Source organism: Longimicrobium sp., from assembly GCF_035474595.1.
Lineage (GTDB): Bacteria > Gemmatimonadota > Gemmatimonadetes > Longimicrobiales > Longimicrobiaceae > Longimicrobium.
Genome location: NZ_DATIND010000033.1, coordinates 1 through 13,963 on the forward strand (window position 1 = coordinate 1; position 13,963 = coordinate 13,963).

The following is a 13,963-nucleotide window of genomic DNA, read 5'->3' on the forward strand; positions in this document are numbered from 1 at the left end:
AGGGGTGAGGAAAGCGTGAGGGCGTGGCGAGCCGCGGACCACTCTCGCACCTTCGCACTCTCGCACTTCTGTTCCGTACTCTCGTACTTCCGTACCTCCCGTACTAAAAGAGGGCGCGGCGGGCACCCCGCCGCGCCCCGCGTGCGCCACGCCCCGCCGGGGGCCTTACCGCTGGTCGATGGGCACGACCTTCTTGCCGCGCGGGCCCACGTACTCCGAGCTCGGGCGGATCAGGCGGTTGTCGGCGTACTGCTCCAGCAGGTGCGCCGTCCACCCCGGCGTGCGCGCGATGGCGAACACGGCGGTGAACAGGTCCATCGGGATCCCCAGCGTGGTGTAGACCGAGGCGCTGAAGAAGTCGACGTTGGGGTAGATCTTCTTGCCGCGCTTCTCCATCTCGTCGGCCATGGCCGCGCGGATCTTGTCCGACAGGTCCAGCCAGCGGGTCTCGCCCGCCTCGGCCATGATCTTGTCGGCCAGCTCGCGCAGCACCGTGGCGCGGGGGTCGGTGGCGCGGTACACGCGGTGCCCGAAGCCCATCACCTTCTTCCCGCCCTCCAGGGCGCCGTGCACCCAGGCCGCCGGGTCCTGGCCGCTCTCGTCGATCTCGCGGAGCATGTTCATCACCTCCACGTTGGCGCCGCCGTGGCTGGGGCCCTTCAGCGTACCAATCGCGGAGGTGATGCAGGAGTAGACGTCCGACAGCGTGCCCGCCGTGACGCGCGCCGCGAAGGTGCTGGCGTTCATGGCGTGCTCGGCGTGCAGCACCAGCGCCACGTCCATGGTGCGGCAGCGGGTGTCGTTGGGCTCCTCGCCGTTCAGCATGTACAGGAAGTTCGAGGCGACGCTCTTTCCCTCCTTCGGCTGCAGCGGCTCGTTGCCGTTGCGCAGCCGGTCGTACGCGGCCACCAGCGTGGGGGTCACGGCGGTCAGGTACAGCGCCTTGCGGCGGACCTCGGCGTCGGTGATCTCGTCGGCCTTGGGGTCGAACGTGCCCAGCGCCGACACGGCCGTGCGCAGCGCCGCCATGGGGTCGGCGTCCCTGGGCAGGGTGCGCAGCACCGCCAGCATTTCGTCCGAAAGGCGCGCGTTGGCGGCCAGCTCGCGCTTGAAGCCGTCCAGCTGCTCCCGGTTGGGAAGCTCGCCGTTCCACAGGAGGTAGCACACCTCCTCGAAGGTGGTGTTGCGCGCCAGGTCGTCGATGTCGTACCCGGCGTAGATCAGCTCGCCGACTTCGCCGTTGATGTCGCTCAGCCTGGACTGACCGACCACGACCCCTTCCAGCCCCTTGCCAGCCATATCTGTCTTCCTCGAACGCCCGTGCGAAGCTAGAATTTCGGAAACGTGTGCCGCCCCCTCGCGGCGCCGCGTCCGCCCTGCGGAGCCCGGGGCGGCGTGCACCATCCGGGCCAGCGGCGGCGCGCCAACATAGCGCGGGGGCCGCGGTGTGGCAAGCGCGCCCGCGGGGGCGCGGAAGCGCGCCGGGGGCCGGGACTTGCAGGCACGGGCGCACGGTCGCGGGGGCGCGGGATGCGCCCTTTTTATCGTACGAAACACCGGACGTGGGCGGGGAGTGGAGCCGCAGGCCGACGCGGAGCTGATCGGGCGCATCCTGGCGGGCGAGCGAGAGCTGTACGCCCGCCTCGTCGCGCATTACCAGGACAGCATGTTCCGCCACGCGGCCGCCATGGTGGGCGACCGCGACGCGGCGTCGGACCTGGTGCAGGAAAGCTTCGTGAAGGCGTTCACGCGGCTGCACACCTGCGACCCCGAGCGCTTCGCGGCGTGGCTCTTCCGCATCCTGCGCAACCGCTGCAAGGACTGGCTGAAGAACCGCCGCCAGCACACCGCGCCGCTGCAGGACGACGCGCACGCCGCCGGCGAGGGCGACGATCCCGGCCTGACGCTGGAGCGCGCGGAGCTGGGGCGCGTGGTGCAGGCGGCGCTCATGCGGCTGCCCCCCGCGCAGCGCGAGGCCTTCCTGCTGAAGCACGTGGACGGCCTTAGCTACGAGGAGATGGCGGAGCGACTGGAGACGGGGATCAGCGCGCTGAAGATGCGGGTGATGCGTGCCCGCGAGGCGCTGCAGGAGATCCTCCGCGAGATCGTCTGATACGGAATCTGCCCGGAGAGTCGGCGCGGGCCCCATCACCCTGACGTCATCCTGAGGCCGGCCACGCCGCAACCAGTTTCTGCGCAGATGGTTGCAGGCCGAAGGATCCATACCCCGTCCAGCACGTCCGCCGGGAAACACATCGGAGTCTTCTTCCGGGTCCGGTATGAGCCCGGTCCTGAAGAAGGGTGCGTTTCATAGCGGAGCCGGGGGATCGATCGTGCAATCCGCCAGCGCACGGGCGACCTCACCTATAGATCCTCGGCCTGCAACCGTTGGTGCGGGGAGCAACGACGGTGTGGCCGGCCTCAGAATGACGTCTCTCCGTGCGTTCGCAATGCACAGGTGATTGCCAGATCCCGTATCACGCGGAAAAGCAGAGCAGCGGAGGAGTCCCCTCTGCTGCTCTGCTTCTCCGTCTAAACCCCTGTCGTTCAGATCGCAGATTCGTCGCCGGTGCGGGCGGCCTCGCGCGGGTCGGCCTCGGTGGCGGCGCCGGACGCCTGGTCGGCCTGCAGCGCGTGCTCGGCGCAGAGGCGCGTCTCGGGGATCACCTCCAGGCGCTCGATCTCGATGTCGCGCCCGTCCACCTCGCACCTGCCGAACTCCTCGGGCGTCTTGTACAGCCGCTCCAGCGCCTCGTCGATCTGGTAGAGGCGGCGGCCTTCCATGCTGGTGAGCAGGTAGTCCTGCTCCTGGTCCTGCGACTCGGTGCCCACGTCGGCCGGGTGGAAGCGGTACAGGCTGAGCTCGCCCGCGCGCTCGCGCAGGTCGTTCAGCCGCTCGTCGAAGTGGCCGATGTTCTCCAGCACCTGCCTGCGCTCGCGCAGCAGCACCTGCTCGATCCGGCTCCTGTCCTGGTCGCTCAGCATTCCGTTATCGCTCCTGGTCCGTATCCGCCCGGCCGTGCGCCGCGCGCCGCACGCGGTGCGATCAATCTCCGTGCCGCGGTCCGGCGGGGCTGGGGTGAGTCCCGCCCCGGCGCGCCGGAACCTGGTTCGCCGGGGTGCTTGCGCGTGGACGGCGCGATCGCCACAATTTGACCGGTACTTCCTGCTCCGCGGATGCGCCCCGTATCCCTCCCCGACCCACGTCACACCCGCTCATCCATGCTTTCCATCCGAGGATATTCCTCGCTGTTGCGGGGAATTCTGCTCCCCCTGTGCCTGACGATCCTGCCGCTCGTGCCGGCGCGTCTGCGGGCGCAGTGCCCCGTCACGGACCCGAACTGCACCGGGGGCGGGTCGGTGCCGACGGTGTCCATCAATCCCGCGTCCGGGGCGGTATCCACGGCGTCGGTGACGGTCACGATCAACTGGAGCTCGGCGGAGGGGCTGAACGCGTCCTCCCGGTCGATCAAGATCAACAATGTCGAGAGCGCGGGCTCGTTCACCTACACGGCGACCGACGGATCGCACGCCCAGTCGCAGGGCACGGTGTCGCTGACGGGGAGCGCGAGCGTCACGGTGTCGGCGCGGATCTGCGACGTGCTGAGCCACTGCTCGTCTACCGTGTCCGCGACGTACAGCTACCAGGCGCCGCCGCAGGTGATCGCGACGCAGAGCCAGGTGTCGCGGGTGCCGAGCGCCGTGGGGAACGAGCAGCCCGGGCTGGAGACCTTCCGGGTGGTGAACCCCAGCACGCTCGTGACGCAGACGTTCTCGCTCGAGGCGGTGTGCACGAACGTGTTCTCCTGCACGCCGGCGGCGGGGCAGGTCACGGTGGCGCCGGGCGACACGGCGATCGTCGGGGTGAGCTACCGGGTCGGCTCGTACAGCCAGGAGACGGTCGGCCTCGTGGCGCACGAGGTAACGGCGGGCGGAACGGGCTCGGCGAGCACGGCGGTGAACGCGACGGCGAGCCTGGTAGCGCCCGGCGGCGTGGGCGACCGCGCGGACCTGACGCTCTCGGAGCGCTCGATGTGCGTGACGGCGTCGGTGGGCGCGGGGGCGGCGTACGAGTGCGGCGACCTGCGGCTGGTGGCGCCGCTGCCGTCGACGCGGGTGCTGAACCGGGCGCGCACCCCCGTGCTGATCTACAACAGCCAGCACGCGAAGCCGTTTCCGATCGTGGCCGCGCACGTGGTGCGCGACCTGGCGAAGGCGCGCCCGGACTCGATCGGCGCGCGGCTGGTGGTGAGCGGGGGCGAGGTCGCCAACCAGCGGTGGGCGGGCTTCCCTGCGGGTGACACGGCGCGCGTGGCGCTGGGCTTCGATGCGTCGGGAACGCAGTACGCGACGGGTTTCTACCCGTATCACTTCGAGGTGACGGCGTACTACCCGGGCGGAACGAGCGGGGTGATCTACTCACGCGATGGGCGGATCGCGATCGTGAACCGCGCGCAGAGCGGCTTCGGGAGCGGGTGGTGGCTGGCGGGGATGGAGCAGCTGGTGGCGGTCGGGACGACGGAACTGCTGTGGGTGGGCGGCGATGGAAGCACGCGGGTGTACCAGAAGGCGGCGGACGGCGTCTCGTGGATCGGCCCGGCGTTCGACCGGCCGGACACGATCAGGGCGGTGAACAACGAGCTGGTGCGGACGCTGCCGGGCGGCGCGAAGATCTACTACGACATGGACGGCCGCCACCGGCGCACGGTGAACCCGCTGGGCCACACCACGCGCTTCGAGTACAACGGCGCGCAGCTGGCGAGGATCGTGGTCCCGCTGGGTACCGACAGTGTCGCGTACTTCTTCAACTACAACGCCGGCGTGCTGGCCGAGGTGGTGGCGCCAGGGGTGCGGGGGATGGCCGACTCGGCGCGGGTGGTGCGGCTGGAGGTGGTGGGGCGCGACGTGCGGCGGATCTACGAGCCGCAGTATCGCGTGAACGCGCCCTCCGGCAGCCCGATGAACACGGCCAGGCCGCACGTGCTGCTGACCACCACGAACGGGCGGATCACCGACCGTACCAGCCCCGGCGGCACCCCGACGACCTTCTTCCGCTACGACGCCGCGGGGCTGCTCTCCGGCACCGCGCTGGGGCTGGCGCCGGGCGACTCGATCAGGCTCGGCTTCCGCGCGGCCGAGTCGCAGGGGATCGCGGGGCCGGTGGCGCAATCGGTCGTGTACACGCGGCTGGACGGACCGCGCACCGACGTTGGAGACACGACGAAGTTCGTGCTGGACCGCTGGGGCGCGCCGGTGCGCGTGGTGGACGCCATGGGCAACGCCACGCAGATCCGCCGCGAGAACCCCGCGCTCCCGGCGCTGGTGACCTCGGTCGTGTACCCCAACGGCCGGTGGCTCTCGGCGAGCTACGACCCGCGCGGGAACCTGATCGGCACCACCGACTGGTCGCACTTCGCCGGCAACCGGTACGCCGCCACCGCGTACGCGTACGACCCGAAGTGGGACGCGGTGACGCGCACGACCAGCGCCGAGGGGGTGACTTCGGCGATGGCGTACGACAGCCTGGGCCGTCCGGCCTGGACCCGGCAGGGCCCCGACCCGGCGCGGCGGGTCACCTTCCAGTATCGCTCGCTCACCGGCACGGCACCCGGCCTCGCCGCGTCGGTGACGCAGCCTGCCGCGGCAGGAAATCCGGCGGCGGTGGAGAGCTACGAGTACGACGCGCGGGGGAACCTGAGCGCGGTAGTATCGCCGCTCGGGGTGCGGAGCGAGACGCTGTCGGACGAGATCGGCCGGCCGGTCCGCACCCGGCAGCAGATCAACATGCCCGCCCTCAACGTGGCTCCGGTCTACCAGAGCGATTCGACCGTGTACGACGAGCTGGGGCGCGTGGCACGGTCCGAGAGCATGGGACCGGCGATCGCCTCGTCGCGCACCGGCCGCCCGGCATCGCCCGCGCAGAAGGTGGTGGTGGTCAATCGCTACGATGCGGCCAGCCGCCTTCGTTCGGTGTCGCGCGTGTCGCTGCCCGACTCGGCGGGCGTGGACACCGTGACGACGCGCTTCGCGTACGACGCCGCGAACCGCAAGATCGCCGAGTTGGCGCCCGATACCACACCGGCCGACTCGCTGGACAACCCGGCCGACTCGACCTGGTACGATCCGGCGGGGAACGTGATCCGAACGAAGAGCCGGCTCGGAGAGACGGTGACCTTCCAGTACGACACGCTGAACCGGCTGCGGCGCCGCTTCGTGCCCGCGGCCACGCGACGGGCGATTTCCAGCCAGGTCCAATCATCGCCCCCCTGGTACTTCCCGTACTTCCGGGACAACGGCACGGGCGCACTCGAGACGCTGAGAACGGACACCTTGCCGTTCGCGCTGCGCGGCGACACCGCGGTCTTCACGTACGACGAGATGGGGAACATGCGCTCGGCGGTGAACCAGGACGCCTCCATCGCCCGCACGTACTCCCTGTACGGCTCCCTGCAGTCGGAGACGCAGCGCATCCGCACCTACGTGGGGCAGGACACCACCACGCACGTGTATCAGCTTCAGTACGGGTACGATCTGGATGGGCGGCGCACCACTCTGACCCTGCCCGGCGGGCTGCAGCCCGGCTCTTCGCAGACGGCGCAGACGTATTCGTACGATCCCGGCACGGGCGAGCTCCTGAACATCCGGGATGCGCTCGGCACCGACTACACCTATGCCTACGACGCGCGCGGACGGACCCGGACCTTCACGCGCAACGGGGTGCAGGAGCGCTACGGCTACGACAACGGCGGACGGATGACCTCGCGGTACGAGGAGCATCTGGCCACGCACCAGGCGCTGCACGACGAGACGATGGCCTACGACGGCCGCGGCAAGCTCACGCTGGTGCAGACGCTGCAGGGCGACACGGTGCAGAACGAGTACACGGGGCTCGGGGCGCTGGCCGGGAGCTATACGATGCGGCAGATGATCGCGGCGTCGGAAGAGCGCTTCCGCGTCGACGCGCTGGGCAACCAGTACAACGCGGTGCAGCGCAGCCAGGACGGCTTCAAGTACACACAGGAGCCGGACAGCAGCGTCAAGCAGTACCAGCCGTTCACCGCGCGGCAGCGGGCGTCGCGCGGAACCACCTACAGCGAAGAGGCGACGTTCGATCGCGCCGGGAACCGCGATTACGTGCTTCGCGAGCAGATCGTCCCCACGCCCTACAACGCGGCTTGCACGAGCGAGTGGTCCATCCCGCTCCTCGGAATTCTGGGGCACTTCAGCTGTGGCGGGGCGGACAACGTGACGGCCAGCCTGGTGGACCTCACGCGGCAGTACTATGGGGCGGACGGACGGCTGCGGCTGCTGGACCGGCGCACGTGTCTCATCCTGCCGGACAACACCAACGCGTGCGACACGTCGCGGCTGCCGCTCGGCAACCAGCGTTCGGCCTTCGAGGAGTACCGCTACGACGCGCTGGGGCGGCGCATCCTGGTGCGCTCGCGGCAGGCGTACCTCTGCCAGACCAACTGTCAGAACGTGGTGCGCCGCACCGTGTGGGACGGCGACCAGGTGCTGGCCGAGATCCAGGCGCCGGGCGCGACGGGCACCTCGCCGACGCTGATGGAGAGTGACGGCGGGCTCGTCGTGCACGTGGACGCGGGCTCGGTGGTGCTGCCCGACAGCCTGCTGGCCGGCGCCGACGTGGCGCCCTCCGACACGATGCCGCAGGCGCAGATCTACCGGGGCTTCCAGTACGGGCGCGTGGTGTACACCCATGGCCCCGGCATCGACGCGCCGCTTTCGCTGATCCGCATGGACTACAGCGACTCCATCCGCACGCCGCAGCTGGTGGTGCTGCACAGCGACTGGCGTGGGGAGTACGACATCGGCAGCTACGCCGGCGGCACGCTCACCAAGCCGTGCGTGCACATCACGCGGAGCTCGAACTTCAAGACCACCACGCCCGACGGCACGATCTCCGACTACCCCAAGGCACCGGGGCCGCTGAACACCAGCTGGTACCACTGCGTGGAGGTGGAGTGGCCCGCCCCGCACGTGTGGGTCACGCGCGAGACGCGCAACCGCAGCATCAACGGCCCGCTCGCCTGGATGGGCACCCTCATCGACGGCATGCGCGACAACAGCGGCCAGATGTACATGCGCAACCGCTACTACGACCCGGCCAGCGGCCGCTTCACGCAGGAGGATCCCATCGGGCTGGCCGGCGGGTTGAATGCATACGGGTTCGCGGCTGGTGATCCTGTGAGCTATGGGGATCCGTATGGGTTGGATCCCTGCAAAGATCCCGCGCGCCGCAACGATCCCGGATGCCCGCGTCTGTGGCCTTTCTCGATGGCGGGAAAGATCTCGAATCGCACATCATGGCTCGGCCAACAGCAACACGCGCTGTGGCGCTACCTGGATTCTGCGCCCGGCAGGATTCAGGTGATGGGCTTGATCCTCGGCGCTTTTTCCGCGTCCGGCGGGGGTTCGGTCGATGCTGGTGTGGAGACGAATGTGCCAGGCGCGGTCAACTCGCGATATGGTAAGGTAGATTTCCTTCTGGGGAATGTACGAGATAACGCATCGAGCGTTGGGAAAGGCCCGCTATTCCGTAACCTGCTTGGATTCGACGAGACAACCCTTGAGCCTGCGCTACATCAGCATGCGGTAAACAATCTCGCATCCGCTGCCCTGAGGGATGGAAATATACAGTTCACCGGCCCGATGGTGGGTGCAAACGGACGAACGCTGGACATGGTGACGATCTGGCGGTTGTCACAGGACGGAAGTACGCTGAATTTCGTAACTTCGTATCGAAATGGGAAATGAGGGGATCGCATGTACGCACACACACCCAGGCTCCGCGAGTTCGATACCGTCAGGGTCCTCGCCCTTCCACCACATCTCCAGGATCGAGTCGTGTGGCACATTTCCGGCCGCTTGCCCGAGGTAGGCGATCTGGGTACCATCGTCGATGCGCACGAGGAGCATCGGGGCCCCTTCTACACTGTCGAATGTACCGCAGGGAATGGCGACACTGTGTGGGTCGCAACTTTCTCTGCTGAACAGCTCGAATTCGTTCAGCGCCCCAGGTAGGCAAACTTTCACCGGAGCCCAATCCGGCCGATCTCCGGAACCCGCGCTAGTGGTCGCTCATCCGTCAGAGTCCGCAACGCCGCCGCCGAGCATAACTTCCGTTTCGTGCACCACGATTCCGGTGCACCTGCGCCGCACGTGAACCGGGGATGCACCACGGTGCGAGACCAGCAACCGTACCGGTCAACGGCCCGCTCGCCTGGATGGTCACGCTCATCGACGGCATGCGCGACAACAGCGGCCAGATGTACATGCGCAGCCGCTACTACGACCCGGCCAGCGGCCGCTTCACGCAGGAGGATCCGATCGGGCTGGCCGGCGGGTTGAATGCGTACGGTTTCGCGGCGGGGGACCCGATCTCAGACACCGATTCGTATCGGGTTGTGCGTCGAGAATGATCAGACCTGCAAGGATCTTGTGCGGAGACTCCGCGCCCAACGCGGGCTGGTATTTCAGCACGCGGCTGACGTCTATGAGAAAACTCAATATGGGTCAATGTTGTGGGAGGCGATTTCTGGGCAATTAACCAGCACGACGAGAACACAGACGGCGATCCGGAGACCTGGTGGAGAGGTAAAACGATCGACGAATGGAAGGTCGTCGTGCTGAACGGCGATTGGAGTCCGGCAGATCAACTCGTTTTTGCTGTACATGAAGCCTATCACGTCGAACATCCAGAAGTGGAGCCCGAAGGCCTGCGTGGCGTGTTCCAGCCGAGGCTTTCTTCGAGCTATCGAGAAAGGACCAGACGGATGCACCGCACGCCGCTGTCGTCGGGTGGTTGAGGTCCGGGGGGAGGGTGGGCACAAAGGACGTCCATTACTTCGAATGGCGAGCACCTTGCCCGCGAACTAAACCGTGTTTCGGCTTCTGAACAAGGAACGGATAACAAGGATGAAACCGAAGCGTGTGGCTGTGGCTCTCACGACAGCAGCGATCATTTCTCTCGTTGGCTGCTCGGTTCCCCGAGAGCCTCGAGAGCAGGTTGCGACGCAGCGCTCAGAGAACCGGAGAACTGGAATCCAGGTTCCAAGTCCAACGCCGACTATCCGCCTGAATCCGCGTCCACGAGCGCGTGACGGCTCTGTCGTCGTCGACGTTGTGATGGTTAATGGACGTACCCCGATGCATATCGTAGACGAGCCAGAGTTCTACACGTTCGGAATCGTAGCTCCTTCCGGCGCGATTCTGCGGCCGCATATCTATAGCAGGAGTTCGCACATGAGATCACCGCCCCGGTTTTGGGCTCCCGGCGATTCAGTCTTACGGCACTTCGACCTCGCATGTGGGCCTGAAAGAAGTTCTTCGACTGCACTACCATGCAACTGGGCGTATGCGTTCACAGAAAGCGGGACGTACAAATTAGTTGCCCGGTACGAAGCGGACGCCGTTATAGATAAATCCGGCCATCTCGGAGCCGCTGAGCTGCAGCTAGAGTCGGACACGGTCCATATATCTTTCCCATGATCCGGCGGAACTGAGAACGTGGTGCGCCGCACGGTGTGGGACGGCGACCAGGTGCTGGCCGAGATCCAGGCGCCGGCGCGACGGGCACCTCGTCGACGCTGATGGAGAGTGACGGCGGGCTCGTCGTGCACGTGGACGCGGGCTCGGTGGTGCTGCCCGACAGCCTTCGCCCGTGAGCACGTTGGGCCCCGAGGCGAAGATCACCCGCACGCCGTTCGCGTCCGCCGTGGTGCCGTCCGTCGTCGCCAGCGGCTGGGGGATCAGGTTCTGGACGGTCATGTCGAACGAGAAGATGTGCGTCCCCGAGTTGTACGCCACGTTCGACGACGTCAGCTGCACGTACGTCCCCTGCCCGCCCACGATGATGTAGCCGCGCGCCGCGCCCGGCAGGGCCGCCTGGCTGCACGAGAGCGTGCCCGCCCTGGCGTCGGCGGTGCAGCGGACGCTCGCCAGCAGCGCGGCGGGCTGCTCCGGAGGCGGCGCGGGCGCCACGGGGCCGCCGCGCTCTCCGCAGGCGGCCAGCGCCAGCGCCGAAAACGCGGCCACGGCCATGCGGGCGGGACGGATTCGCATTGGGATTCGCATGCGAGCCGGAGGGATGGAGGTTCTGGGAGATACGAGGCGCGGACCGGCGCCGGGAAAGCTCGAGATGGATCGAGATGGAGATGAAGCGCGCGCGGGCCGCTCCCGGAGGAAGCGGCCCGCGCGGCAGTGCCCGGAGTCGGACTCGAACCGACAAACCCTTGCGGGCGGCAGATTTTGAGTCTGCTGCGTCTACCGATTTCGCCATCCGGGCAGGCGCAGGAAAAGTAACCGCGACGCCGCCTTCGTTCAACCTCGTCCTCACGCGGAGCCGCGGAGACGCGGAGATGCCGGGCATGCACCTCCGCGTCTCCGCGTCTCCGCGTGAGATCCAGCGATGCAGAGGACGCGCAGCAAAGCGGAACCGCCGCCCTGGCAAGATCCCGGAGCGGCGGCTTCGTTTCGATCGTCGATCTCTGCGATTTCCGGATCAGCGCGAGGCGGAGCCGTCCCTCCCGTCGACGATCTGCAGGGCGTACCAGGCGCGCTTCATCGCTCGCGTCTGGTCGCCCGTCGCCAGGGCCTCGCGGGAAAGGCGCAGGAGGAGGCGCGCGCGGCGCATCTCCGGCCCGGGCTCGGGATCGGCGCCCGCGCGGCGCTCGGCGTCGGCGATCAGGCGCAGCGCGACCGCCTCGGGGGCGAACTCGCGCGCGGCGCCGGCGGCGTCGGCCAGGCGGAGCACGGCGGCGCGCGTCTCGCCGCGCGCCAGCGCGGCTTCGGCCTCGGCGCGCGCGGCGGCGACGGCGGCCAGGGCGCGCTCCAGGTCGGGGTAGCGCCCGGCGCGCAGCCGCTCCCCGGCGCGCGTCTCCCACTCGCGCACGGCCGACACGGCGCCGTAGACCCGCGGCGCGGGCGGGTCGGCGGAAACCGAGGTGGCGGCTAGGCGCGCGGCCTGGCCGTCCATCTCCAGCGCCGTCTCCAGCATCCCCGCGCGGCGGGCGCGTGCGGCCTGCTGCTCCAGCGAGCGGACCCGGGTGGCGGCCTCGCGCGGCGCGTACGCCATCCACGTGCGCACCCCGGGCATCCCCGCGGGCGGCGTGACCGCGACCCAGGTGCGCCCCCCCGCCTGCTGCGCGAACGAGGTGGGAAGCGTGGGCGCGTCGCCGCACGCCGCGGCCCCCGCGCAGAGCGCGGCGGAGACGGCGATCAGGGCTGCCGACCGGCGGAAGGGTCGCATGGGGACCGGGATGTGGGGGAGATTTCCGGGCGCGGACCCGGAGCACTGGGAAGCTAGTGCGGGGCTTGAGGTTGGTCAACCGGCGCGCACCCCGTCTCCTTGCCGCGGCCGGGGGTGCGGGATAGGTTGACGGACGTTCGAACCGGCGGGGCGGCACGCCCCCGCGCACCCGCGACGCGAGCGATGACGGACGAGCGCAGCGCCTACGACGAGAAGCTGGAAAGCATCCTGCGCACGGCCGCGCGGATCTTTGCCGAGAAGGGATACCACCAGGCGTCGATCCGCGACATCGCGCGCGCCACGGGGGTGTCCCTGTCGGGGCTGTACTACTACTTCAACAGCAAGGAAGAGCTTCTCTTCCTCATCCAGGACCACGCCTTCGGCACGCTGCTGGACAACCTGGAGCGCAACCTGGCCAACGTCGAAGAGCCGCACCGGCGGCTGCGCATCCTGGTGGAGAACCACCTGCGCTACTTCATCGACGCCAAGGCGGAGATGAAGGTGCTCTCGCACGAGAGCGAGTCGCTGACCGGCGACTTCCGCCGCCGCGTGAACGACAAGAAGCGCCGGCTGAGCGAGACGGCCATGGAGATCCTGCGCGAGATCCGCCCCGGCGGCGGCATCGACCTGCGCGTGGCCACCTTCTCGCTGTTCGGGATGATGAACTGGCTGTACAACTGGCACCGCCCGGGAGCCGACGTTCCCGTGGAGACGCTGGTGGAGGACATGTACCGCATCTTCCTGCACGGCTACCTTCCCGACGGCGCCACCGTGCCCGCCAGCGCCGACGAGGGCGCGGCCGGCGAGCCGCAGCCGATCTGGCGGACGGCCTGAGAAGAAGCACGGAAGTACGAGAGTTCGATCACGAAGAAGGCACGTTCGACCCCTATCACCAAGCACGGAGTGACTGATGGCTACCGCGACCGTTGACGTTCCGCAGGAGACCGCCGGGAAGACGCTGGTGCACTACGAGGTGCAGGACGGCGTCGCCATCCTCACCCTCGACGACCCGCCGGCGAACACGTACACGCACGAGATGATGCGCCAGATCGACGCGGCCGTCCTCCGGGCGCGCTTCGACACCGCCGTCGACGTGATCGTGGTCACCGGCGCGGGCGAGAAGTTCTTCTGCGCGGGCGCCAACATCAACATGCTGCAGAAGGCCGACCCCACCTGGAAGTACTACTTCTGCCTGCACGCCAACGAGACGCTGCTGCGCTTCGAGCACACGCCCAAGCTGGTCATCGCGGCGCTGAACGGCCACACGGTCGGCGGCGGGCTGGAGATCGCCATGGCGGCGGACCTGCGCATCGCGCGGCGCGGCGCCGGCAAGGTGGGGCTCCCCGAGGTGGCGCTGGGCGTGCTCCCGGGCACCGGCGGCACGCAGCGGCTCACCAAGCTGGTGGGCGCCAGCCGCGCGATCCAGCTCATGGCCGAGGGGACCAACTTCGACTTCGACGAGGCGGAGCGGCTGGGAATCGTCAACAAGGTGCTGGACGCCGGCTCGCGCGACGAGTTCCTGGAGCAGGTGCTGGCGTACGCCAAGCAGTTCACGCGGCCCAACAAGGCCACCTTCGCGGTGGGCAACATCAAGCGCTCCTGCCAGAGCGGCGCCGAGCTGCCGCTGGAGCAGGGCCTGGCGCTGGAGCGGGAGCTGCAGGCGCTCCTCTTCAACTCGCAGGACGCCAAGGA

At 68.5% G+C, this 13,963-nt stretch carries 11 protein-coding genes and 1 tRNA gene; 7 read left to right on the top strand and 5 right to left on the bottom strand.

Features of this window, described 5'->3' with window-relative positions; translation table 11 throughout:
- Positions 1-165: 165 nt before the first annotated feature.
- Positions 166-1,299 (bottom strand): citrate/2-methylcitrate synthase, encoded by a 1,134-nt coding sequence (locus VLK66_RS05840; RefSeq protein ID WP_325308444.1) that lies wholly within the window; start codon positions 1,297-1,299, stop codon positions 166-168.
- Between the two features lie 274 nt (positions 1,300-1,573).
- On the opposite strand from VLK66_RS05840, the gene VLK66_RS05845 reads away from it, so the two are divergent.
- A complete protein-coding gene (locus VLK66_RS05845; protein WP_325308445.1) occupies positions 1,574-2,113 on the top strand; it encodes an RNA polymerase sigma factor in 540 nt (179 codons plus the stop codon).
- A 434-nt stretch (positions 2,114-2,547) separates the two neighbouring features.
- Here VLK66_RS05845 and VLK66_RS05850 read toward each other — a convergent pair whose 3' ends face one another.
- On the bottom strand, positions 2,548-2,985 hold the full coding sequence (locus tag VLK66_RS05850; protein WP_325308446.1) for a hypothetical protein: 438 nt from the start codon (positions 2,983-2,985) through the stop codon (positions 2,548-2,550).
- A gap of 267 nt (positions 2,986-3,252) precedes the next feature.
- On the opposite strand from VLK66_RS05850, the gene VLK66_RS05855 reads away from it, so the two are divergent.
- From VLK66_RS05855 to VLK66_RS05865, 4 genes are all read left to right on the top strand, one after another.
- Positions 3,253-8,778 carry an RHS repeat-associated core domain-containing protein gene (locus VLK66_RS05855; RefSeq protein ID WP_325308447.1) on the top strand — a complete coding sequence of 1,842 codons (5,526 nt, stop codon included), beginning with the start codon at positions 3,253-3,255 and terminating at the stop codon, positions 8,776-8,778.
- Between the two features lie 9 nt (positions 8,779-8,787).
- Positions 8,788-9,045 (top strand): DUF4926 domain-containing protein, encoded by a 258-nt coding sequence (locus tag VLK66_RS28725; RefSeq protein WP_414676455.1) that lies wholly within the window; start codon positions 8,788-8,790, stop codon positions 9,043-9,045.
- A 203-nt stretch (positions 9,046-9,248) separates the two neighbouring features.
- On the top strand, positions 9,249-9,443 hold the full coding sequence (locus VLK66_RS05860; RefSeq protein WP_325308448.1) for an RHS repeat-associated core domain-containing protein: 195 nt from the start codon (positions 9,249-9,251) through the stop codon (positions 9,441-9,443).
- A gap of 102 nt (positions 9,444-9,545) precedes the next feature.
- Positions 9,546-9,830 carry a hypothetical protein gene (locus VLK66_RS05865; RefSeq protein WP_325308449.1) on the top strand — a complete coding sequence of 95 codons (285 nt, stop codon included), beginning with the start codon at positions 9,546-9,548 and terminating at the stop codon, positions 9,828-9,830.
- Between the two features lie 646 nt (positions 9,831-10,476).
- Here VLK66_RS05865 and VLK66_RS05870 read toward each other — a convergent pair.
- From VLK66_RS05870 to VLK66_RS05880, 3 genes are all read right to left on the bottom strand, one after another.
- On the bottom strand, positions 10,477-11,085 hold the full coding sequence (locus tag VLK66_RS05870) for a hypothetical protein (protein ID WP_325308450.1): 609 nt from the start codon (positions 11,083-11,085) through the stop codon (positions 10,477-10,479).
- A gap of 139 nt (positions 11,086-11,224) precedes the next feature.
- Positions 11,225-11,308, bottom strand: a tRNA-Leu gene (locus tag VLK66_RS05875).
- A 216-nt stretch (positions 11,309-11,524) separates the two neighbouring features.
- Positions 11,525-12,271, bottom strand: coding sequence for a hypothetical protein (locus VLK66_RS05880; RefSeq protein ID WP_325308451.1), 747 nt, complete (start codon positions 12,269-12,271; stop codon positions 11,525-11,527).
- Positions 12,272-12,454: 183 nt separating this feature from the next.
- Here VLK66_RS05880 and VLK66_RS05885 point away from each other — a divergent pair, with 183 nt between their 5' ends.
- Entirely contained in the window at positions 12,455-13,105 is a 651-nt protein-coding gene (locus tag VLK66_RS05885) for a TetR/AcrR family transcriptional regulator (RefSeq protein ID WP_325308452.1), read from the top strand.
- A 76-nt stretch (positions 13,106-13,181) separates the two neighbouring features.
- A partial coding sequence (locus VLK66_RS05890) for an enoyl-CoA hydratase/isomerase family protein (RefSeq protein ID WP_325308453.1) occupies positions 13,182-13,963 on the top strand: 782 nt, incomplete at its 3' end.

What these genes read in the sequence shown, in the direction of transcription:
- VLK66_RS05840 (WP_325308444.1), bottom strand. Translation starts at nt 1,299, where the DNA reads ATGGCTGGCAAGGGGCTGGAAGGGGTCGTGGTCGGTCAGTCCAGGCTG.
- VLK66_RS05850 (WP_325308446.1), bottom strand. Translation starts at nt 2,985, where the DNA reads ATGCTGAGCGACCAGGACAGGAGCCGGATCGAGCAGGTGCTGCTGCGC.
- VLK66_RS28725 (WP_414676455.1), top strand. Translation starts at nt 8,788, where the DNA reads ATGTACGCACACACACCCAGGCTCCGCGAGTTCGATACCGTCAGGGTC.
- VLK66_RS05860 (WP_325308448.1), top strand. Translation starts at nt 9,249, where the DNA reads ATGGTCACGCTCATCGACGGCATGCGCGACAACAGCGGCCAGATGTAC.
- VLK66_RS05870 (WP_325308450.1), bottom strand. Translation starts at nt 11,085, where the DNA reads ATGCGAATCCGTCCCGCCCGCATGGCCGTGGCCGCGTTTTCGGCGCTG.
- VLK66_RS05880 (WP_325308451.1), bottom strand. Translation starts at nt 12,271, where the DNA reads ATGCGACCCTTCCGCCGGTCGGCAGCCCTGATCGCCGTCTCCGCCGCG.
- VLK66_RS05885 (WP_325308452.1), top strand. Translation starts at nt 12,455, where the DNA reads ATGACGGACGAGCGCAGCGCCTACGACGAGAAGCTGGAAAGCATCCTG.